This is a genomic window from Clostridium sp. HBUAS56017 (genome assembly GCF_007115085.1).
GTDB lineage: Bacteria > Bacillota > Clostridia > Clostridiales > Clostridiaceae > Clostridium > Clostridium cibarium.
Genome location: NZ_SULK01000015.1, coordinates 93,582 through 115,953 on the forward strand (window position 1 = coordinate 93,582; position 22,372 = coordinate 115,953).

Here is a 22,372-nt window from a genome sequence, read left to right on the forward strand (position 1 = left end):
ATTTTATATATATCCTTTTATTTTTCATCACATTTTGCAATATTCTATAATCTATATAATACCATAATATTTGCCAATATAAAACCACAGTATATAAATAGTTTCGACAGAAATATTTACATAGTACCAATAATCAACCTGTAATCCTATTCATAAAAAGTTTCTCTTTTTTCCAATTATCAACATGTTTTTTAGTAAAGTAAGAATATCCATTGTTCATAGCAGTCATTCTTAAATATTTACAATGCTATCAATACCTCTTTTACAATAAACATTTCTAGGCTTAGTTTTTTACTGACCTATAAACTAGAAAAAACTGTACTTTAATCTCAAGCACAACTTTTCAATATAGAAAATTAATCAAATATTACGTATATATGCTATAATATTAATCAACCTGAGCTTATATAGAATTTAAGTTTTAGTTGAACTCATTATAATAACATACTCAACTAAAGTATTTATAGAATAAGATTTAAGTAACTAAAAATATTGGCAACATAAATGGATTGTATATATATTTAAATAATTAAATTTTTAAGGAAGGTTCCCATGAAAAATTTTACTGAAATAAATAATAAAAACGCTTTAGAATTTACCATAAAAAACAAAGCAATAGATGCAACTAATTCTGATGATCAATATAAAATTGCAAATGATATTTTGAAAGCTAATGAAACGGGTTTGATAAATAATTTGGTAGACTCAAATTTAGCCCTTAGACCTAAACTTCTTATTAATGACTACAGCAAAGGCAGCAAAGTTTTAAGTGATCTTGTTTCAGAACTTTCAAAATGCAATGAATTTATTATATCTGTAGCTTTTATTACAAGTAGCGGTGTAATTCCTCTTTTAGAGACTTTGAAAACATTAAAAAGTAAAGGAATTAAAGGTAGAATATTAACTACAGATTATTTAAACTTTAGTGAACCAAAGGCACTCAAAAAGATTTTAGAGTTTTCTAACATCAGTATAAAAATGTATTGCAAAGATAACTTTCATACAAAAGGGTACATTTTTAGATATAGTGATCATTACAAACTTATTATTGGTAGTTCCAATTTAACTCAAACAGCATTAACTAAAAACAAAGAGTGGAACATGAAAGTATCTTCTTTAGAGGAAGGTTCATTAACAGAAGAGGTATTAAATGAATTTGAAGCTATGTGGGCTGAAGCTGACGACCTTACTTTAGGCTGGCTTGAAACTTATGAGGATATATATTTAAAGCAAAGAGAATCTTTTAGAAAAAGTAGTGTTCCACGAATTTCTCAATATACATTAAAACCAAATAAGATGCAAGTAGCTGCCATTCAAGCTTTAGATAATATAAGAGAAAATGGGAAAACAAAAGCATTGTTAATTTCAGCTACTGGTACAGGTAAAACTTATTTATCAGCTTTTGATGTTAGAAACTTTAACCCAAATAAAGCATTATTTATTGTACATAGGGAACAAATTGCTAAACAAGCTATTAATAGCTATAAAAATGTTTTTGGTGATACTAAAAGCATGGGAATTCTTTCTGGTAATTCAAAAGATATAAATAAAAACTTTATCTTTTCAACAATACAGACTTTATCAAAAGATGAAGTGTTATTAAGCTTTCAGAAAGATGAATTTGACTACATTATTATAGACGAAGTTCATAGGGCAGGGGCTATAAGCTATCAAAAAATTGCAAACTACTTTGAACCAAAATTTTTACTAGGAATGACAGCTACTCCAGAAAGAACTGATGATTTTGATATTTTTAAAATGTTTGATCATAATATAGCATATGAAATTCGTCTTCAACAGGCTTTAGAAGAAGACTTACTTTGTCCTTTCCACTACTTTGGAATTACTGACATATCTATAGATGGCAATACATTAGATGATAACACTGATTTTAAACATTTAGTGGATGATCAAAGAGTTAATCACATTCTTGATAAAATTAATTTCTATGGCTATTGTGGAAATAAGGTTAACGGGTTAATATTCTGTAGCAATAAAAAAGAAGCTAAAGAATTATCCAATAAATTTAATGAACGTGGCCTTCGAACTTTAGCATTAACAGGCGAGAATACTCAAGAAGAACGTGATGACGCTATTTCGCGTTTAGAGCAAGATGAAAATATCAATAGTTTAGATTATATTTTTACAGTTGATATTTTTAATGAAGGTGTAGACATCCCTGCTGTTAATCAAGTCGTTATGCTTAGACCTACTAAATCAGCTATAATTTTCATACAACAATTAGGACGTGGTCTAAGAAAATTCAATAATAAAGAATATGTTGTTATTATTGATTTTGTCGGAAATTACAATAATAATTTTCTAATTCCAATTGCACTTTCAGGTGATAAATCTTATAACAAAGATAATGTAAGAAAATATGTAATGGAGGGAAATCGAATAATACCTGGCTGCTCTACTGTAAATTTTGATGAAATTACTAAGAAGCGTATTTTTGAGTCTATTGATAACGCTAATTTTAATGATATTAAGCTAATTAAAGAAAGCTATAATAGTTTGAAACAAAAATTAGGCAGAATCCCAACATTAAAAGATTTTGATTTATATGATTCTATTGATCCAATAAGAATTTTTGATAATAACAGCTTAAGTTCATATCATAAATTCTTAACAAAGTATGAAAAAGAATATAATATAAAGCTTACTCCTGTCCAAGAATTATTCATTGAATTTATTTCAAAGAAACTCGCCTCTGGAAAGCGAGTTCATGAATTAGAATTACTTAAATGTGCAATAAATCATAAAATTGATTTAATTACGAGATTAAAGCAGATTTTAAAAGAGCAATATGATATAAAATTTAAGAATAGTACAGAAACTTCTGTAGTTAATGTTCTTACAAATCAGTTTGCTAGTGGAACTGGTAAAGAAACCTATAAGGACTGTATTTTCCTAGAAAAATATAACGAAGATTATAAAATATCGAATGTATTTATGGAAAACTTAAAATGTCAAGAATTTAAAGATATCGTTGTGGAATTAATTGAATTTGGTATATATAGATACAAAAGATTTTATAGCAACCGTTATATGGATACAAGCTTTCAATTATATCAAAAGTATAATTATGAAGATGTTTGTAGATTGTTAGAATGGGAAAAAAATCAGGTTGCTACTAACATTGGAGGTTACAAGTTTAATAAAGAAACAAAAACTTACCCAGTATTTATTAATTATCATAAATCTAAAGATATTAGCGATACCATAAAATACGAAGATAGATTTGAATCTTCTTCTATGTTAATAGGAATATCTAAACAACCAAGAAAAGTAGACTCCCCTGATATCTTACAAATGTACAATGCTGAAAAAGATGGAGTTGAAATGAGTTTATTTGTTAGAAAAAACAAAGAAGACAAGACGTCAAAGGAATTTTATTTTTTAGGAAAAATCAAAGCTATAGGGACCCCCATTCCTATTACTATGAAAAATACAAACAAATCAGCTGTAGAGATAAATTATCAATTATCTACACCTGTTAGAGAAGATCTTTTTGATTACTTTATTTCATAAATCTATCTAAATATAATAAGGCAAGGCATGTTCCTATAAAATGAACATGCCTATCATAATAATACAAAATAAAATATTATATTATTATTTACTATCTTCCTTCATATGCCTTAAGTTTTTCAACAACTAATATATCTGCTGGTACCCAATTAAGATTGTCAAGTTTCTCTATTGTTGTCCATTTAACACTATTATGTGCATTCAAATGCAACTCTCCGCCACTTATGTCACATATAAAGCAATGCATTGTAAGATGAAAATTTGAATAATCATAATCAATCGTTGTTAAATAACTAGTAATTTGAATATCTAGTTCTAGCTCCTCTTTTATCTCACGAATAAGTGCTTCTTCTCTTGTTTCTCCAGCTTCAACTTTTCCCCCTGGAAATTCCCACATATTTTCAAACTCACCATAGCCTCGACGAGTGGTAAATACTTCATTGTCTTTTTTTATTATTGCAGCAACTACTTCTATTGTTTTCACAGGTATCCCTCCCAATATCTATATATTGTATCATAACGTAATATAAAAATACATGTTTACAGTAAACAAGATTGAATCAACTAGTGTTTGATTAAGTTTGCTAAGTCCATTTGTTAGAAGTTATACATAAATAACAAAAAGGAGCTTGCTACTATTGCGACAGCTCCTTTCAAAGTTATATTTTTATTATAAATACGAAGATCTCGGATATCCCTCCCTATATTTACCTCTAGTTTGAAGTCCTCCAATCCCCTTAATTCCTGTTATTGTATTTTCAATTACTTCGGTAATTGATATTACCTGATCTATTCTCGTATATGCTATCTTTTCACAAATAAAAACTGGATCTAAACAATGTATAAGAACTCTACTAGGACTTGATGCAAAATTGGCTCCAGCATCTAACATGCACTCATAGCAGCTTTGACAAGCTCCAGCAAAAATAACTAACTCATCATAACTTGCATTATAATCCCTCAAAGCTTTAACTGCATCCATATAATATCTTGAATTTCTATAACACCTTAAATCCAGATAATCAGTTGAATCCTTCATAACACCATCATGACCTGTAAGAACTACTATATCTGGCTTAATTTCCTTTACTAAATCTACTATTACAGCTGGCTGTTCTCTTTCAGGTATTGCTCTTCCAATGGCATCTAAGGATAACTGTTTGTACACTTTCAAGCATGTTTCCATATATTCACTGTCTCCATCTACATGAAGTATCTTTCCTGGCCTTCCAAACATCATCTCCTTATTGGGTACAATTTTTGATGGTTTATTGACCCTAGTTAGAACATCTCCCCTTAAATAAATTGCATTTTCAATTGCCTTTTTTACCCTACTGTTTAAAATTTTCTCCTGCTCACCAACATAATCATCACTTACTTCCTCTAAGTCATCCTCAATTGAATCGGCAATTATTCTTATACTAATCCCCTTTAATATATAAACTAATTTATCATCATCTTTTTTTATATCTATTATTTTAAAGGTAATATCTTTATCATAGGACTTTCTAACAACCAAATCACCAAGTTTCATAAACGCCCCTCAAATATAAGTATTTCTACTTACTTTATATGATTTACAATAAAAAGGTGTTCCTAGGTCACTACCTAAGAAACACCTCTTTATTACAAATTATATTCTTCTTTAAATTCTCCTAGTAATTCTAGGAACTTCTCTTGCTCATTTATTATACCTTGTAATTTAGAAGCAAAAGTGCCTTGTCCCCAATTAACTTCATTATAATAATACCTATTGGCAAGTCTCCAGTATCTTTGTGGAAATTGAAGATAAGCATATAAAACTTTCATTTCATCACCATCTAAAGGCGATATTGAATTATAAGATTCTAATATAGCCTTTGCAAAATTTATATCCCAATCTACCCTTTTAAGTACCTTTATCATAAAATTCGATATGTCAAAAGTCCTAACTTCCCTTTTGCAATAATCAAAGTCTATTATACGAACACCTTCATCATTTAATATTATATTATGGTAGGTATAATCGTGGTGACAAAAGCCCTTGTCCTTTTCTGCTATAGCACAAAGATCATAATACGAAGAATTCTCTAGAGTTTCAAGACCCTTTCTTCCTATTTCCTTATAGAATTCCATAGATTTTAGATATAACATATCAAAATCACTCTTCACACTTTTCTTTCTTATCATGTCCCTCATTTTGTCTAAGGACTTAATTCTTTTTGCCATTAAATGTGGCCATCTTCCTAAATCACTTTTTAATTTTGAATTATCAGGTGGATCGTAGCCCTTGGATGCTTCATGCATTGTTGCTAAAGTCTTTGCTGCTGTTTTCACTTCTTCTATATTATGAAAGTCGCATTCTCTTCCCTCTAACCATTCAGAAAGAGTGTATAGATCTTCATTTACCAATGCATATGGTTCACCCTCTATATTTAAAAAATATCTATCAACCTTATCAAAGCCATTCTTAATTAAATGCTCTTTTGCACCGTAAACGAATAATAGCTTTTGAGGTCCATAGTTAATTTTCTTTAGGCAACGTTCCCCCTTGTTTGTCTTAAGGTAATAAACTCCTTTATTTGCCTTAAGAACTTCAATCTTAATGTCAAACTGCCTCTCAATTTCAAATTCCCTCATCATAGTCCTCACCTCCTTTATATTTATATGTGGTCTTTATTTCTTTTATTAACAAAAGTTAAGGTAATTTAATATAATAAACAGAGAGTACTAGGAAAGGATACATCATGAAAATTGGCATAGATGGCAGAGCGGCTAAATGGTACAGGGGAACTGGTATCGGAACTTATACACATGAACTTATTTCAAGTTTAAATGAAGTTGATTGCTATAACGATTATCTTATTTTTTTGCCAGAAGGTTCTTCCTTAAATAACTTAAATGAAAATTTTAAGATAGAATCAGTTAAATCTAATTTAAAAGATAACTTTTGGGATGAAGTACGTGTTCCAAACATTCTTGATAATCAAAATATGGAACTTTATCACGTTCCTCAAAATGGTGTTGGACTTTCACAAAATATAAATTGCTTTAAGGCCATTACGTTACACGATATAATTCCTTTAAAAATGCCTGAAACTGTAAGTGACAAATATCTTAGAATTTTTAACAATGAATTACCGAAACTATTATCAGATTGTGAAGGTATTATAACTGTATCTGAATTTTCCAAACAAGATATTGCTCATGAATTTAATTTTCCTGAAGAGAAAATATATGTAACACATCTCGCTGCTGAAAATATATATAAACCTATGAGCAAATGTAAATGTAAGCGAATTATAAAAGAAAAATATTCTATTGAAGATGATTTTATTCTTTATGTTGGTGGTTTTAGTCCTAGAAAAAATATAATTGGATTGATAGAGGCTTTTTCTATAATTCCAGAAAATAATAGAAAGAATGTTAAGTTAGTTATTACAGGCAAAAAAGGGCTTTCATATCCTAAGTATAAAAAAAGAGCTGAGGACTTAAATATAAATAATGATGTTATATTTACTGACTTTATACCCTTAGAGGATTTGCCTATATTCTATAACGGGGCTGAAGTTCTAGTTTATCCATCTTTTTATGAGGGATTTGGACTTCCCCCTCTTGAAGCTATGGCTTGTGGAACTCCTGTAATAGCTTCAAATGTTACTTCCCTTCCAGAAGTATGCTACGATTCAGCGCTATTAATAAATCCTCATAACGTTAATGATCTAAGCTATGCTATTGAGAAAGTTTTAAATGATAGCCTACTAATGTTAACCATGGTTAAAAAGGGGTTAATGCGAAGTATAAACTTTTCTTGGCATAATACTGCCATTAAGACAGTAAACGCCTATAACTCCATGTTAAGCTAACAAATAAAATAACTTCTTAACTCTTTTAATCTAATAGAGTTAAGAAGTTATAAGTCAGCTAATCAAGCTTATCTTTAAAAATTTCTTTATATTTACTTAAAAATCCTCGCCTGAACTCTTCGTTAATTAATTTCATTTTTAGTCTATTTATAAATACTTCTTCTTCCCAGCTCTTCTGTTTTTGATAATAATCTTTTCCAATAGTATATATATCCCTAGGAAATAGCAATAATATATATATATATTTGTATTCTTCTTTATCTAATGTTGCAACACTATCATAAGCTTTAATAACATCTGCAGCCTTATTAAAATCAAAAGCAGCATCTTTTATCCCTTTAAGGATCAAATCAGATATATCCATTATTCTTAAGTCTATTGAGCAATAGTCGAAATCAATTAAGTACATTTTCTCATTAGAGAAAAGGAAATTATGTTCTGCTAAATCATTATGACATACAACTATATTTTTCATATTTTCTCTATATAAACTGTACCCACTTAATGTAATTAGTTCAATTGCTTTCTCCATATCGCTAATGCACTCATCTATATAATCATCATATAGACAATCAAATTCATTTTTAAACTTGTAACTCTTTATTAATTCTTTAATTTTTTTTATATCTGCTAAAGCTTCCTTATATTTTTTAACAACACTTTTCTCTAGATTAACATGCAAATCAAACTCACCTAATGTTTTTCTAGATGCTATATGCATGTTTGCAAGAGTTTTAGCACACATGTTTAATTCTATTGGATTTGTAAATGTCGCCTCTCTCCCTGGAATAAGATCCATTACAATGTAATTATCTCCATCCCATTCCTTGTATTTCTTACCACTTTTAAAACTATTATATGAAATGATATATGGAAAATTTTTTTGAATGCACTCAATACATTTGTTAATAAATTCTATCCTATCAACTCCATAATCTACCTTTTTTAAAATCTTATTTCCTTTTTCTGTTTTCAATATATAAACTTTTCTTAAAGGGGTTATATCTACAACCTTTATTCCTAACTCTTGAAAAAAACTGGAACTTAATTCATAAGTAGATAAATATCTTTTTTCTGGATATCTAAGTTTATTCATTCTAATCCCCCTTTTTAATATTCTTAATTTCATAAACTAACGTAGATTTTATGCTCTCTAAATACTTATCAGGTGAAACATTTCTTTTTCCTTGACTATATCTATACCATTGTTTCAGACTATCACTGGGCACACGTAATAATATTTTTATATATTCTTTGCTGACATTTGTAAGTCTTGCAAGATTCACAAATTCATCTATATAATAGTCTTCTCTTAATAAATTTTGCTTTTTCTTTGCCCTTTTTAAATATTCGTAAATATCTTCTTCCCTAAGGTTATAACTTACATTTCTTAGACTTCCTATTTCAATTTTTTTATCTTCTTTTAAATTTTCTTCTCCTACCTTTCCCAAACATATTTCATTTTCCTTCATACTTCTTTTTATAATGTTTAAATAATCAATTTCATTAATTAACCTAATACTCTCTTCTCCTTGAATTAATATTTTTTCACCAGTTTCTAATAAGAACTTATCCATAAAATTTAAATTTTTTTTCTTTTCTCTCTTTCTCAAATCGATTCTTAGTTTACACATGTGTACCTTTATGCTCTCTAATCTTTTCCCTACCCTACTATTAATTCTTGTTATTCCATCACCATAGTATCTGCTCATAATACAGTCTACCTTATTGATTAATACTATTTGATTTAACATTTTTTCCTCACTTATACTTATCTCCTCTTTAAAGTATCCTCCTTTCACAAGGATATTTTGCTCTAACAAATATTCTTGTAGAGTTAAATTATTTATGATAATCACTCCTTTATGAGAAAAATTCCTCAATAAATGCTTCTCTCTCTTCTCTATCCTCTATATATCTAGTAAGCCTATTTAAAAAGAATTCATCTTCCCAAGGTTGCTGCTCCCAATATTTTTGTATTCCTATTTGCCAAAAACTTTGAGGAAAGTTTATAAAATATTTCATTAACTTCATCTCATCTTGAGAAATTCTTTTTACCTTAGAATAACTATTAACAATTATTTCTGCATTTTTGTTATTCCATTTTCCATTTTTCATAGCCCTTATTAACAATGATGCTAAATCATGTAGATGAGTATCCATAATACAATAATCAAAATCAATTATATATATGTCTCCTTTTTCACTAAAAAGTATATTATGGTATGCATAATCATGATGACAAAAACCTCTTTTAAGTACTTCCCTTTCCATAAGTTCTATATAATTTGAATCTTTTAATCCCCTTATACACTTATCTGCCCTGTCAACCTCTTCATCTATGCAACTCTTGTACAATAAATCAAAATTAGATTTATACGCTTTTTGATTTATCCTTTTTTCAAAATCTCTTATTTCTTCTTTTCTAGTATTAAATACATCAATCCAAGAAAACCATCCTATCCTTGGCTTCATATCCTTAGTTACTGAAAATCCTTCACTACATTCATGTAATTCTGCTAGTTTTTCTGAAACTTTTGCAAGTTCTATATCATCATCAAAATTACTTTCCCTGGCTGGTATCCATTCAGTTAAGTATGCATAATATCCTAAAAATTCAATGTAGTATTCTCCATCTTTAGTCTTTAATATATCTGGTATTTTGCTAAACCCTCGTTTTTGCAAATACAAAATTGCAGACAATATAAAATAAAAATGAGAGAACTGATATTTTATAATTTTTATACAATATCTTCCCTCTTCAGCATCTATTTTATAAGTATTTTTTACCTGTTCTATAGATTTAATATTTAAATTATATTTCTCTTTTATTAAATTTTTAATTATTTTTTCCCCCAATTGTATCACCTCAAAATTAGTTCTTTTTATTATATGTTTAAAATCTTTTTTATGTGAACTTTTTATTCACAATTTGAATTAATTTATAGTATTTTATTATATATAATTTTTTTGAGGTGTTTTATGAAACTTGGAATAGACTCAAGAAGCATTAATCTCCATTCTGGATCTGGAATAGGAACTTATACTAAAAACTTAGTTTTGAATTTGTTAGATATAGATAAAGAAGATAATTTTAATCTAATTTGGACTGGTAACGAACTAGAGGAATACAATAAAAGTAATGTTACAATTACACATTTATCTGGTCGCTATAGTGGATTTTACGAAGCATGTTATATTCCTCACCTACTGCAAAATAAAGGTATAGATTTGTATCATATACCTCAAAATGGTATTGGATTTCCTTTCGATTGCAACCTTAATGTTGTTGTAACTATACATGATTTAATTCCATTTATAATGCCCGAAACAGTAGGAATAGGCTACTTAACCAAATTTCTTAAAGATATGCCTAATATAATAGAATCCTCTAAGGGAATACTCACTGTATCAGAATACTCAAAAAAAGATATTTTAAGATTCTTCCCTAGCTTTCCTGAAGAAAAAATTTTTGTTACCCCACTTGCTACTAACCATATTTTTAAACCAATTTCAAAAAATTATTGCAAGAAATATTTAAAAGAAAATTACAATATAGAAGATCCATATATCTTTTATGTCGGAGGATTCAGTAAAAGAAAAAATGTTAAAGAGCTTATCACTTCATTCTCTGCAATAAAAAATGAATTGAAAGTACATCATAAATTAGTAATTGCAGGCTCATTACGTGATGAAGGAGAATTATTAAAATCTACAGTCCACTCCTTAGGCCTTCAGGATAAAATTATTTTTACCGGTTATCTACCTGATGAATTACTTCCTATATTTTATAGTGGTGCTGAAGCATTTGTTTATCCTTCTTTATATGAAGGGTTTGGACTCCCACCTTTAGAAGCTATGAGCTGTAAAACTCCTGTTATTACTTCTAATTTAACTTCTATTCCTGAAGTTACATCTGATTCAGCCATTTTAATTAATCCATCCAATTCTGATGAACTGCAATATAATTTAATAAAATTGCTAAACGATGAGTCATTAAAGGAAGAATTAAAAGAAAAAGGGCATAAAAAAAGCCTTGAATTTTCTTGGATTAAAACTGCCGAGAAAACTCTTCAAGCTTATAAATCTCTAATTTAATGAAAAAATAATTACTCACTTCTATATTATTAAAAGATGAGAATATACGAAAACTTTATCTCATACATTCTCATCTTTTTATTTAATATATATCTAATTATAATAATTTCTTATTTTAAAATACAAATCATAATCATCTAAAGTTGGTGCCTTTCTACTTATATTATCCATAACTACGATAGGGTTTTTACCTATAAAATTATTAATAGAACCTTCTATTGACTTATTTTCGTAAGCTGATAAAAAACTTAAAAAGAAATTTCCGTTCAAAATATATTCAGATTTACTTTTTGTATTAGTAGATAAATACTCAATAAACTTTTTTGTTAATTTCTGATTCTTATCATTTTTATCTAAAACTACTAAATTATCTCCTTCTCCTAAATAAAATCTATTACTTCCTTTACTTTTGGCTGGAACATTATTAGAAGTCCACTGACAATTTTCACTTATTTCCTTTAGTTCTCTCATTCCATTTATAGATGATATCCTTGCAACAAATTGCCCTTCTCTATTTTTATTTAATATATTATCATTAGTTAATTCTGCTATTCTTTTATCTACATTACTTTTTATTTCTTCTTCATTATCTGTTAATTCCATCTCTTGCATAATTAGTAATGATACTAAATCACAATAGTCTTGACCTACAGCATTAAGGACATTTATTTTTCCTCCACTCTTTGCATATATATCCTTCCCCATATTAATAAGATCTTCCCAAGTAACTATATTTTCATATGTATACCCATAAGTTTTAAGCATATCTTCTCTTAAATACATTACCAAAGGTCTAGAAGTAAATGGAATTCCTATAACTTTCCCATCTTCTTTTACTTCTGATATCCTTCCTTTAGTATAATTTTTAGTATAATCTTCAATAATACTTTCATCTTGCTTTTCAGGTATAACATTCTGGTATTTTTCTCTTATTTCTCTAATATATTTGCTATTTAATTGTGCTACATCTGGTAAAGTTCCGCCTTCTATAGCAGCTTTAAATTTTTCGTTAAGATTATCTGAATAGATTTGAACAACATCCACTTTAGTTCTACTATTTAACTCCATAAATTCCTGAGCAGATTTATTTAAATATTCGAAAGTACTACTATCTGCCCAAACAGTTATATTCCCTTTAACTACATCATCCTTTTTTCCTTCAACTACATTTACTACAAGAAGTGAAAAAATACAGATTAATATTATTGATATAGCATATTTTATTTTACTTTTCAAAAACAATCACCTCAAATACCTTGTTTATGCTTAAGTAGCATTTTAATCAGTATTTCATATACTTAGTATATATTATATCATATATACATTTTTTAGTTATTCACTTAAATGAATTATATTCGCTTCTTTCTAATGTTTTCTTCTCTATGCAATAAAAATATTGCAAAAGCAATTGCTAATATACCTGATATTAATTTCGTAAATACATAAATATTAATCATATCAGGCTCAACTCCAGCTACATATCCTAATTGTCCTCCAAGCACATATGCTCCAGAAACTGAGAAAGCGCTGCACACTATCTTACCTTTATAATCTAATTTTTCAAAATTGGAAAACACTATAATTGCAGTTGCTAATGATCCAATAAGAACAGTAATATTCTTACTACTCATATTTAATCTTTTCTCTAAGAAGCTTAATTGCTTCTTTAAAGCTCTTTGTATAAATTCAAGCATTACATAAGCTCCACCCAAGAATATAGCAATTTTGCCAACTATTAATATAGTATCTTTTAATGGCATCATATCGTTTAAAATTTCATAGGATGAAATAGAATAAACTCCCTGTAGAGCTAACCCAACTATACTTATTAACAAAATAATTTTCCCGAAAATAGAAAATATTTTAATACACAAGGAAGACTTGTACATTATTCCTAAAGATAATGCTACTGAAAGTATAATTATTGGGGTAAGATTAAATATCAAAGTCAATATATCTATTCTTAATAGTAATCCTCCACAAAAAAGACCAATTGGAATTGTAATTACCCCACATACAATTCCTTTAGATAATGCTTCCATAGATTCTTTTTTTATAACACCTAATGCAAAAGGAATTGTAAAACTAAGAGTACATCCTAGTATTGATGCCATTAGAATTCCTGAAAACTCAACAAACTTATCTGTTGTTGAAATATCTATTGCCATATTGTATGCTCCCATATCGACAGCTATAAGACTTGACGTAAAAATGGATGGATCTAATCCAATGTTTTTTAAAATTGGAACTACTGCACTTTGTAACCCTTTAACGAATAAAGGCGTAATAGACAATATGCCTATCATTGATAAAGCTAAGGATCCCATAGTCTTTATTCCATCTTCGAAATATTGTCCATACTTGAATCTGTTGTTAAAAAAGTAATCTACAACCCCAATGACAAAGAAAAATGTAACTATGTATAATAAAATATTCCCCATATAAATCATCACCTTATCCTCATAATCATTATTAACTATAATAGTATATAACACAGCTTAAATAATAAAAAGCCCTTTTCCAAGGGCTTTTTTAATTTTTCGACTGAAATTTTAACAATCACAATTATCAAAATCACTATATTTTTCTTTGCTCTTTGGCTGACATGGTGGACAATTCTTAACTCCTATACATTTTCCTTCATAACAATCAACATCTAATGGTAGACATTTTATTTTAATAGTATCTTTATAAACTTTAAGCATATATTTCACATTTGGACATAAAGGTCCTAATAAAAATTGACCATATTGATCTGTAAATGTGTGAGTTAATGGATAAGGTAATTTACACCCATCTACAACTTGAAGTAACTTAACAACAGCATCAGCTACTGGATTTCCATTAGCATCTAAAACTGTACCATGAATAACCGCTCTTTTCTCTACTGGTAATTTAATAATAGCTTCAATCTGTTGATTTTCTTTTGGACATACTGTGCAAACAGCAACTTTCCCGCTCATAACTTTACCTCCATTGTTCATTATACTTTATATTATGCATGTCCCAAAAAATTGTGCTATTATTTCAGATTAATATTTAAACATAATAAAAAAGCTGTCCAAACATATTTGAACAGCTTTTTTCACTATAGCCTAGCGTAAATTTCTACTAATTCTTTTGCTAAATCTTTAAGAGTCATAGAAGTCATGAAATGGTCTTGTGCATGTACCATTAATAAAGTCATCTCTATTTTTTCTCCCCCAGCCTCAGCTTGAATTAAGCTTGTTTGCATATTATGTGCTTCACCTAGTTCTTCATCAGCTTTTGCTATTAATCCCTTAGCTTCTTCCAAATTCCCCTCTTTTGCAGCTACAATAGCTTCCATTGCATAACTTCTAGCTTCTCCACTGTGAATGATTAACGTCATTATCTTTTCTTCCATTATAAATCTCCCTTTCAAATGTGTAGTATATTTAAATTTACCCTTCCCATAAACCCCATGATAAAGTATCTATTTATTTTTTGCCATTTCTAAAGCTTTAGCTAAAACTTTAGGTCCGTTCATTGTTCCATAATCAACTGTAGGAATAACATCTACAGGTATTCCCATTGGTTCATATTTTTCTTTCATCTTCTTCAATAAGAATCTAACTTGTGGTCCTAATAATAATACATCCATCTCACTTTCGTGATTTTTAACATCAGCTTCACTCATAGCCTGAATTGAAGTTTCAACCCCTTGTGCTTTTGCCGCTGCCTGCATCTTTGTAACTAATAAACTTGTTGACATTCCTGCTGAACAACATAAAATAATCTTTGTCATAATGTTTCCTCCTTGAAATATTTATTTAAAATATTAATTTGCTTTTGCACTATATTATTAAGCAATAATCATGCCAACTTATTAACTAAAACTTTTATTAATAAATTAAGGCTCAAGTTACATATTTACTATACTTCATCACATTGTAAAAATAAAAAGACTGTGTAATTTTATTACACAGTCTTCTTGCACACTTTCCTTATTTACACACTAATACTATTTTCAGTTACCATTCTTACTATAAATGCTAATTCATTATCATTAATGTTTATATTATACGCAAGCTCTAAATCTCTCAAACTTTGCTTTACAAGAATAAATTCTTTACTATGAATATCTCTATATTCATTAAGTTTATCAAAATTCATTCCCTTTCCTCCATTTATTATCTTTTCTATTAGGAAACATAAATGAATAACAATTCCAACTTTAACTTCATGAGATATCTTAACTTCAATTCTCTCCTCAATTTGACTTACAGCTTCCCTAACTAAAGCTACAAGTCCTATTCCATCTATATCTTCTATTTGAGAATTCATAGACTTAGATATCCTTACAAAATCTTCTTCTTCATTTATCCACTCATCTAATCTCTGCAATCCATCTCCCGCTAGAATATCAGGAGCAGGAATAAATGGTATATCATCTGTATTTATATTTACAGTTCCAACTATAGCTACTATGTTATACTCTACTTTAAATACTTCCACCTTTTCAGCAAATTCTTGCTTATCTAATATATTTAACGGAATTATTTTAACCTTATCTCTATTTGTTAAGTTATGACTTAAAATTTGTTTAATTCTCTCTGCAGAACCTTCTCCAGTGAAACAAGCTGTTATAATTACATTACCTTTCATCTCACTAGATATTTTCTTTATTTGAATACCACTTCTACTTATTTCTATACAAGATTTATAAATATCATCTAAATCTCGCCCATTTAATGCCTTTCTTCCCGCCTCAATAACAATTAACGTACTTGTCATATCTATTGCTTTTACACTTATTCCAGTCTCTTCTTCTATCATATCTCCAAAGTTAGTTAATGATCCCATATCAACTAAAAGTAAAACTCCTTTTCCAGAATTCATTTCAACAACTTTACTTCTCGCCAATTCATACATTTCTTCAGCTCTCATACTTAAAGGCATGTCCAATGATTCTACATAGCTTTCACCAATTAAACTATTAGCAACATCTACCATACTTGTAGCAGTGCTATGTCCATGCATAATTACAAGAACTCCAACTTTACCAACTTGTTTATTTTCTCCTTCACAATCCCTTGTTGCTATAAACATAGTTAAATAACCTATTTCATCTAAAGGTACTTGTATTCCAAACTTTACATCTATTATATGCGCCGCTTCCATCGCTATTAAAAATTCTTCTGAATACTGGATTCTAACATAATTCAACTTTGGATGATATATTTTATTACCTTGTTTTATTCTCTCTAAACTTCCCTGTAAATGAAGTGCTAACCCAAAATAAACTTTTTCATCATACTGTCTATTTAACTTTCTAGAAGATAAGGCTAATATCTCCTCAACTGTATCAACAATTGATACATCTACTATCTTTACAATTTCATCTTTTCTATATTCTCTTGGCAAATCTCTTATGTATTTTTTAAAATATCTATCTATATCAATATTCAAGATATCATTTATCTCTTTTTCCTCTAATCCTCTTTTTTTTAGATCATTTAATTTTCTTTCTATAATATCGTAGAAATAATCTCCTCTAATGTTATCCTCTTCTTTTACCATGCTAAACCTATTCTCATGGTCTTTATAAGAAAATCTTAATACATCACCCATATTATCCAACAATTTATTTATTTCATTTCTATGATCTTGCAAACTCATTAGTCCTTTTTTTACCCTTTGATGTAAATCAGACTGCTCAATTAATATAAAATTCTTTCCATTGGCTTTATAATTCAAAAATGCTTTTGCACAAGCTAATTGGATATCACTTTTTAGTTGCCCTATATTATTAGGGCAATCATAGAGCAAAAAGGAAATTAATGCATTTTTGTTAAAATAAATACTCTTTTCAAGTCTTACTGATTCTCCTCTAATAAATTGCTCTAATAAATAATATCGCTCTTCTATAGTCCTTTCTTTCAAAGATGGCAATGTAATAGTCATTGGAATTCTTCTTGTAAAAGTTCGAAGCATAAAAGATTGCGGATCTTCAGTTGTAGCTGCTATAATCTGAGCCTCAACATGTACTATATTTTCTGTATCTCCTAATGGTCTAAATGAACCCTGATCGATATAAGTAAATAACATCTCCTGTGCTTGTGGTGAAAGCCTGTGTATTTCATCTAAGAAAATAACACCCCCGTCTGCCTTTTTTAAAAGTCCCTCTTTATCCTTTTCTGCTCCTGTATATGCTCCTTTTTTAACTCCAAAAATCTGAGCTATTAAAAGTTGTGGATTGTCTGCATAATCAGCACAATTAAATCTTACAAAAGGAGCTATACTTTCAATTACTCCAGATTCTATAGCAAACTTATACATAACTTCAGCAAACATAGATTTACCTACTCCTGTTTCACCAAGTATTAATGTATGTAATCCATGAGGTGGATATAGCATTGCTGCTTTTCCCTGTTGAATTGGCACTTGTAAACTTAAATTTACTCCTACTATTTTATCAAAACTATTACTATCAAACTCATCCTCCTGAGTTTTTTGATTTTTCACTGTACAAGAAATAGAGTAGATAACAGGTCTACCATCTGTCTTATCTACTCTACCTTCTTTATATAAACTATTTAAATATCTAGAAATATTTGCTCTATCTAAATTCATATACTTGCTCAAATCAGCTGCTGATACTCCACTCTTTTTTTCACTTTGAAGCTTAGCTAAAGCTGCAAGTACATCATCTAATTTCCTCATATTAACCTCCTAAATTTGGAATAGTTAATATTATTATACTATAAAACCATTTACTTTTGTGCAAGTTCTACTTCTAGTTCAACTTCTTTCTTGTCCCTTGATACTGTGATTTTAACCTTATCTCCAGCATTCTTCTTTTCTTTTAACTCATTCAATTCTTTTCCTGTTTTTATTTTAGTACCATCGAACTTAATAATGATATCACCTTGCTTCATTCCTGCTTTAGCTGCTGGTGAAAAATCACTTATTTCTTTTACATATACTCCTTCTGGAGAATCATACTTCTTAGCTAGTTCTGGAGTTAAATCAAATACCTTTATGCCTAAGCTTATAATTGGTTTTGATAAAGATTCCAATCTACTTTTCGCTTCATTTATAGGAATTGAGAATCCCATTCCTTCTATGGAACTTCCTTGTGACCCTGCTGCCGCAGATCCCATCTTCATAGAATTAATTCCAATTACCTGTCCTTTTGTATTAACTAATGGCCCACCACTATTACCAGCATTTATAGCTGCATCTGTTTGAATTACCTTAATACTAGTTCCACTTTCTGATTCCACATCTCTATTTACTGCACTAACTATTCCCTTTGTCATTGTTTGAGCAAAACTTTTTGATAATGGTGTTCCTATTGCTATTACATCTTCTCCAGGATATAAAGCATCTGAGTCACCAAGTTCTGCAACTCCAGGAACCTTAGTCCCATCAGCAAGCTTTATCATAGCTAAATCTTCATATGGATCAGTATTTATAACCTTAGCTGAAACTTCGCTACCATCACTTAGAAGAACTTTTACATCATCACTTCCTTGTACAACATGGTTATTTGTAAGAATATATCCATCTTCATTTATAATAAACCCTGACCCTAATCCTTCAACTTCTTGTGAGAACAAGCCATTATTAGTTGATTGTATACTCTTAGTTGAAATTGTTACTACTGCTGGCTTTACTTTTTCAAAAGCCTGAGATGCAGTTAATGAACCTTCAGAAGCACTTGTAAACTCAGGTGCCGCATACGATGTTGATCCAACTACTTTATCTTTAGCCATAATCTTATAGGTAACAACTCCACCTAATAAGCCACTAGTAATTGTAAGTAATAGCGCTCCTACAACTACTCCTGCTATTTTGGCATTCTTTTTTCTTTTCTTTCTCTTTTCTTCAAAATCTTCTCTTGAAAAATTAAAATTATTATTCATACCACCCATATTATTGTTATATGAATTGTTATTATCGTTTCCGTTATACATATAATACCTGCCTCCTAAATAAATTTATTTTCTATAGTTAAGAGTATATTATTAATTTGTGACAAGTATATGTCATAATAACCCAAAAACTATGAGTTCATTATTTATTTGATTTTTTTTCAATTCTACGTGCTTCTTTAACAACATATGTTATTGCATTCTCTACAGAAGTACTATCGGTTAATGAAATTACCGAATTATCTGACTCAGTTTTATATTGAGTTGTGTAATCAGCTGTTCCTAACCTTGATAGTAAATTATTATCATCATTTGATATTATATATAAAGGTTTTCCTGCTATTAGCCCAGTTTGCTGAGAATCATCACTATATGTAAATAAGTTCTTCAATTCATTACTTATAGCATCTCTATATGATTTTTGATTCTTATGGACTTTAAATTCCTCATCCGCCCCATCAGACAAATTTTCTTCAAACCCATCTACTTTTATCGTCATATTTAGCTTATCTAAAATTCTAGTTAAACCAAATCTAGTTCCTATACTCTCAAACTTACTCTTATAATATTTCCATTTAAGTTCATTTTTAAACTCATCCGATTTTAAAGTATCCTCTAAAAATGGTTTAATAAGAACCAACCCTTGCACTGATTCAGGATAAAGTTTTGCAAAGTTTGTAGCTACTAAACTACCATATTCTTCTCCAACAAAAATTAACTTACCTGATACTCCAGCTTTTCTAAGAAGTATTTTTAAATTCTGTGCTTGTTTATTAGGAGTTTCTCCATCTAAACTTTCATTAAATCCATATCCTCTTCTATTGTAAACAAAAGTTTTTACCCCAAGTTGACTTTGTATTTTTTCACAGACTTTATCCCATTCATAAAGATTAGCTCCAATGGCTCCATCAAAAACTATTGTATAATCTCCACTTCCACCAGTTTTATACTCCATTTTTTTACTTTCAATTTTTGCATAGTTAAGCCTAGAACTTATTTTTTCATTTCCAATAAAATCAGTTACTGTTTGAAATAAAAATCCGAGAATAAATATTCCTAAAACAGCCATAAAAACATTTCTTATCCATAGACTTTTGCTAAATTCTTTTTTCATATTAATCTTTTTTAAACCGTTTGACTCTGGTATAAGATTCATTTTCCCACCTATCTTTCACCTAACTTTAAATTAGGCTTTGCATTTAAATCAAAAGAATATTTTTTATTATGTATCAATTCAAAATATGCTGCCGATCCTATCATAGCTGCATTATCTGTGCATAATATTGGCTCTGGGAATAAAATTTCTATTCCCTTTTTATTTCCTTCATCTATAAGGGCCTCTCTTAAAGCTGAATTGGATGCAACTCCCCCTGCTATTGCAATCTTTTTTAAATTTTTCTTCTCGCAAGTTAAAAATACATTATCTTTTAACACATCAACAACAGCTCTTTGAAAAGATGCCGCTACATCTGCTTTATTTATTTCTATATCTTGCATTTTTGCCTTATTCAAGTAATTTAATACCGATGATTTTAAACCACTAAAAGAAAAATCTAAAGTATCTTCATGGAAATTTGCTCTTGGAAAATTTAAAGCCATAGGATTCCCTTCCTTAGCAAGTTTATCTATTTTAGGACCACCTGGATAACCAAGTCCTATAGCTCTTGCTACTTTATCATATGCCTCTCCAGCAGCATCATCTCTTGTTTGTCCTAATACTTCAAAAACTCCATAATCCTTCACATGAACTATAAATGTATGTCCTCCTGAAACTACCAAAGACACAAAAGGAGGCTCTAGATCTTTATGTTGAATGTAATTTGCACATATATGCCCTTCTATATGGTTTACTCCAATTAACGGTTTTTTAGATGCAAAAGCCAATCCTTTAGCATATTGTAACCCTACTAACAGTGCACCAACTAATCCAGGTCCATAAGTAACACCTATTGCATCTATTTCATCTAATGTAACATTAGCTTCTAGAAGTGCTTCCTTAACAACACCATCCACTGCTTCAATATGCATCCTAGAAGCAACTTCTGGAACTACTCCACCAAACTTTTTATGCGTATCGATTTGCGATGCTATTACATTTGACAAAACCTCTCTACCATTTTTAACTACAGCAGCTGAAGTTTCATCACAACTTGATTCTATGGATAATATTAATTTCCCTATCATTATACAAATCCCTCATTTTTCTATTTTTAAACTACTAAGTATTATACTTTATATAAGTTTCCATATCAATGGATTGCCTTGTACATAATTTAATTATAGAGTATATTTTATATAAGATTCTTAATTTATTATAAAGAATCCATTAAAATTTAATTGTAAATTTTAACTTACACATTAAGGAGATAATTTATTATGTCAACATATGCCAAAGTTATTGTTTTAGGATCACCTATAACTAAATCCAATTTCAAATTACATAATGATAATAAAAGAGCAATACTTCCATCTAATTCTGGTAGTTATCATGATAGATATGCACTTTATGAACAAGAAATTGCTTATATAGCAAGATCTCAAAACCCTGATATAATATTAGAAGAAGGTCTAATCGCAATACTAAAAGTATATTATAAAAGCGAAAAACGCCATCCTGATACTATTAATATCACAAAAAGTATTTTCGACGGCATTGAAAAAAGTGGACTTATTGTTAATGATGCTCAGATTAGAAGTATTACTGTAGAAGAATTCTATGACAAAGAAAACCCTAGATTTGAGTTAGAGTTATTTGGAGAAAGTGATTATTCCATTTCTTATTCAATAAAAAAGAATAATGTTAAAAAAGAAAAAAAAATATATACTTCCTTAAAAAGAAATATTACAGCCCCTAAAACTAAAGCAAAAATAGAAATAAACTCTGAAAACAGAAAGACTTGTAGCATATGTAATAAAGTAGTTAACCTTAATGAATTTATAACAGCAGACAAAGGGAAAACATTAATCTGTAATACTTGTTTTAAAAAATTATATTAG

General features: G+C 29.1%; 19 protein-coding genes. 4 read left to right on the forward strand and 15 right to left on the reverse strand.

What is annotated here, in order from left to right; translation table 11 throughout:
- Positions 1-552: 552 nt before the first annotated feature.
- A complete protein-coding gene (locus FAY47_RS13635) occupies positions 553-3,534 on the forward strand; it encodes a DEAD/DEAH box helicase (RefSeq protein ID WP_143317463.1) in 2,982 nt (993 codons plus the stop codon).
- 91 nt (positions 3,535-3,625) lie between these two features.
- Here FAY47_RS13635 and mutT read toward each other — a convergent pair whose 3' ends face one another.
- From mutT to FAY47_RS13650, 3 genes are all read right to left on the reverse strand, one after another.
- Positions 3,626-4,018, reverse strand: coding sequence for an 8-oxo-dGTP diphosphatase MutT (gene mutT, locus FAY47_RS13640; RefSeq protein WP_143317464.1), 393 nt, complete (start codon positions 4,016-4,018; stop codon positions 3,626-3,628).
- Positions 4,019-4,204: 186 nt separating this feature from the next.
- Positions 4,205-5,068, reverse strand: coding sequence for a sporulation peptidase YabG (yabG, locus tag FAY47_RS13645; RefSeq protein WP_143317465.1), 864 nt, complete (start codon positions 5,066-5,068; stop codon positions 4,205-4,207).
- Positions 5,069-5,160: 92 nt separating this feature from the next.
- Positions 5,161-6,156 carry a CotS family spore coat protein gene (locus FAY47_RS13650; protein ID WP_143317466.1) on the reverse strand — a complete coding sequence of 332 codons (996 nt, stop codon included), beginning with the start codon at positions 6,154-6,156 and terminating at the stop codon, positions 5,161-5,163.
- Positions 6,157-6,260: 104 nt separating this feature from the next.
- On the opposite strand from FAY47_RS13650, the gene FAY47_RS13655 reads away from it, so the two are divergent.
- Entirely contained in the window at positions 6,261-7,379 is a 1,119-nt protein-coding gene (locus FAY47_RS13655; protein ID WP_143317467.1) for a glycosyltransferase family 1 protein, read from the forward strand.
- Positions 7,380-7,437: 58 nt separating this feature from the next.
- On the opposite strand, the gene FAY47_RS13660 is transcribed toward FAY47_RS13655, so the two are convergent.
- From FAY47_RS13660 to FAY47_RS13670, 3 genes are all read right to left on the reverse strand, one after another.
- Positions 7,438-8,475, reverse strand: coding sequence for a CotS family spore coat protein (locus FAY47_RS13660; protein ID WP_185966835.1), 1,038 nt, complete (start codon positions 8,473-8,475; stop codon positions 7,438-7,440).
- Between the two features lies 1 nt (position 8,476).
- A complete protein-coding gene (locus tag FAY47_RS13665; RefSeq protein WP_143317469.1) occupies positions 8,477-9,133 on the reverse strand; it encodes a hypothetical protein in 657 nt (218 codons plus the stop codon).
- 109 nt (positions 9,134-9,242) lie between these two features.
- On the reverse strand, positions 9,243-10,244 hold the full coding sequence (locus tag FAY47_RS13670) for a CotS family spore coat protein (protein WP_143317491.1): 1,002 nt from the start codon (positions 10,242-10,244) through the stop codon (positions 9,243-9,245).
- 117 nt (positions 10,245-10,361) lie between these two features.
- On the opposite strand from FAY47_RS13670, the gene FAY47_RS13675 reads away from it, so the two are divergent.
- Positions 10,362-11,477, forward strand: a complete 1,116-nt coding sequence (locus FAY47_RS13675) for a glycosyltransferase family 1 protein (RefSeq protein WP_143317470.1) — start codon at positions 10,362-10,364, stop codon at positions 11,475-11,477.
- Positions 11,478-11,570: 93 nt separating this feature from the next.
- Here the strand turns inward: FAY47_RS13675 and FAY47_RS13680 are convergent, their stop codons facing one another.
- The 9 genes from FAY47_RS13680 to tsaD all read right to left on the reverse strand — a co-directional run bounded on the left by FAY47_RS13680 (position 11,571) and on the right by tsaD (position 21,559).
- The gene (locus FAY47_RS13680) at positions 11,571-12,713 is read right to left on the reverse strand and encodes an ABC transporter substrate-binding protein (protein WP_143317471.1); all 1,143 of its coding nucleotides are present in this window, start codon (positions 12,711-12,713) and stop codon (positions 11,571-11,573) included.
- Between the two features lie 113 nt (positions 12,714-12,826).
- Complete coding sequence (gene eutH / locus FAY47_RS13685; protein WP_143317472.1) at positions 12,827-13,918, reverse strand: ethanolamine utilization protein EutH; 1,092 nt, start codon at positions 13,916-13,918, stop codon at positions 12,827-12,829.
- A gap of 111 nt (positions 13,919-14,029) precedes the next feature.
- Positions 14,030-14,440: a carboxypeptidase-like regulatory domain-containing protein gene (locus FAY47_RS13690; RefSeq protein WP_243129625.1), complete on the reverse strand. Its 411-nt coding sequence runs from the start codon at positions 14,438-14,440 to the stop codon at positions 14,030-14,032.
- A gap of 125 nt (positions 14,441-14,565) precedes the next feature.
- On the reverse strand, positions 14,566-14,862 hold the full coding sequence (locus tag FAY47_RS13695) for a PTS lactose/cellobiose transporter subunit IIA (protein WP_143317473.1): 297 nt from the start codon (positions 14,860-14,862) through the stop codon (positions 14,566-14,568).
- A gap of 69 nt (positions 14,863-14,931) precedes the next feature.
- Entirely contained in the window at positions 14,932-15,243 is a 312-nt protein-coding gene (locus FAY47_RS13700) for a PTS sugar transporter subunit IIB (protein WP_143317474.1), read from the reverse strand.
- A 203-nt stretch (positions 15,244-15,446) separates the two neighbouring features.
- The gene (locus tag FAY47_RS13705) at positions 15,447-18,161 is read right to left on the reverse strand and encodes a sigma-54-dependent transcriptional regulator (RefSeq protein ID WP_143317475.1); all 2,715 of its coding nucleotides are present in this window, start codon (positions 18,159-18,161) and stop codon (positions 15,447-15,449) included.
- A 50-nt stretch (positions 18,162-18,211) separates the two neighbouring features.
- On the reverse strand, positions 18,212-19,417 hold the full coding sequence (locus tag FAY47_RS13710) for a trypsin-like peptidase domain-containing protein (protein WP_143317476.1): 1,206 nt from the start codon (positions 19,415-19,417) through the stop codon (positions 18,212-18,214).
- A gap of 100 nt (positions 19,418-19,517) precedes the next feature.
- Positions 19,518-20,531 (reverse strand): alpha/beta hydrolase, encoded by a 1,014-nt coding sequence (locus tag FAY47_RS13715; RefSeq protein ID WP_143317477.1) that lies wholly within the window; start codon positions 20,529-20,531, stop codon positions 19,518-19,520.
- A gap of 8 nt (positions 20,532-20,539) precedes the next feature.
- Positions 20,540-21,559 (reverse strand): tRNA (adenosine(37)-N6)-threonylcarbamoyltransferase complex transferase subunit TsaD, encoded by a 1,020-nt coding sequence (gene tsaD / locus FAY47_RS13720; protein WP_143317478.1) that lies wholly within the window; start codon positions 21,557-21,559, stop codon positions 20,540-20,542.
- 192 nt (positions 21,560-21,751) lie between these two features.
- Here tsaD and FAY47_RS13725 point away from each other — a divergent pair, with 192 nt between their 5' ends.
- A complete protein-coding gene (locus tag FAY47_RS13725) occupies positions 21,752-22,372 on the forward strand; it encodes a RusA family crossover junction endodeoxyribonuclease (RefSeq protein WP_143317479.1) in 621 nt (206 codons plus the stop codon).

Bases quoted from the DNA above. Each gene is read 5' to 3' on its own strand.
- FAY47_RS13635 (WP_143317463.1), top strand. From the start codon at position 553: ATGAAAAATTTTACTGAAATAAATAATAAAAACGCTTTAGAATTTACC.
- yabG (WP_143317465.1), bottom strand. From the start codon at position 5,068: ATGAAACTTGGTGATTTGGTTGTTAGAAAGTCCTATGATAAAGATATT.
- FAY47_RS13650 (WP_143317466.1), bottom strand. From the start codon at position 6,156: ATGATGAGGGAATTTGAAATTGAGAGGCAGTTTGACATTAAGATTGAA.
- FAY47_RS13655 (WP_143317467.1), top strand. From the start codon at position 6,261: ATGAAAATTGGCATAGATGGCAGAGCGGCTAAATGGTACAGGGGAACT.
- FAY47_RS13660 (WP_185966835.1), bottom strand. From the start codon at position 8,475: ATGAATAAACTTAGATATCCAGAAAAAAGATATTTATCTACTTATGAA.
- FAY47_RS13665 (WP_143317469.1), bottom strand. From the start codon at position 9,133: ATGTTAAATCAAATAGTATTAATCAATAAGGTAGACTGTATTATGAGC.
- FAY47_RS13675 (WP_143317470.1), top strand. From the start codon at position 10,362: ATGAAACTTGGAATAGACTCAAGAAGCATTAATCTCCATTCTGGATCT.
- eutH (WP_143317472.1), bottom strand. From the start codon at position 13,918: ATGGGGAATATTTTATTATACATAGTTACATTTTTCTTTGTCATTGGG.
- FAY47_RS13690 (WP_243129625.1), bottom strand. From the start codon at position 14,440: ATGAGCGGGAAAGTTGCTGTTTGCACAGTATGTCCAAAAGAAAATCAA.
- FAY47_RS13695 (WP_143317473.1), bottom strand. From the start codon at position 14,862: ATGGAAGAAAAGATAATGACGTTAATCATTCACAGTGGAGAAGCTAGA.
- FAY47_RS13700 (WP_143317474.1), bottom strand. From the start codon at position 15,243: ATGACAAAGATTATTTTATGTTGTTCAGCAGGAATGTCAACAAGTTTA.
- FAY47_RS13705 (WP_143317475.1), bottom strand. From the start codon at position 18,161: ATGAGGAAATTAGATGATGTACTTGCAGCTTTAGCTAAGCTTCAAAGT.
- FAY47_RS13710 (WP_143317476.1), bottom strand. From the start codon at position 19,417: ATGTATAACGGAAACGATAATAACAATTCATATAACAATAATATGGGT.
- FAY47_RS13715 (WP_143317477.1), bottom strand. From the start codon at position 20,531: ATGAATCTTATACCAGAGTCAAACGGTTTAAAAAAGATTAATATGAAA.
- tsaD (WP_143317478.1), bottom strand. From the start codon at position 21,559: ATGATAGGGAAATTAATATTATCCATAGAATCAAGTTGTGATGAAACT.
- FAY47_RS13725 (WP_143317479.1), top strand. From the start codon at position 21,752: ATGTCAACATATGCCAAAGTTATTGTTTTAGGATCACCTATAACTAAA.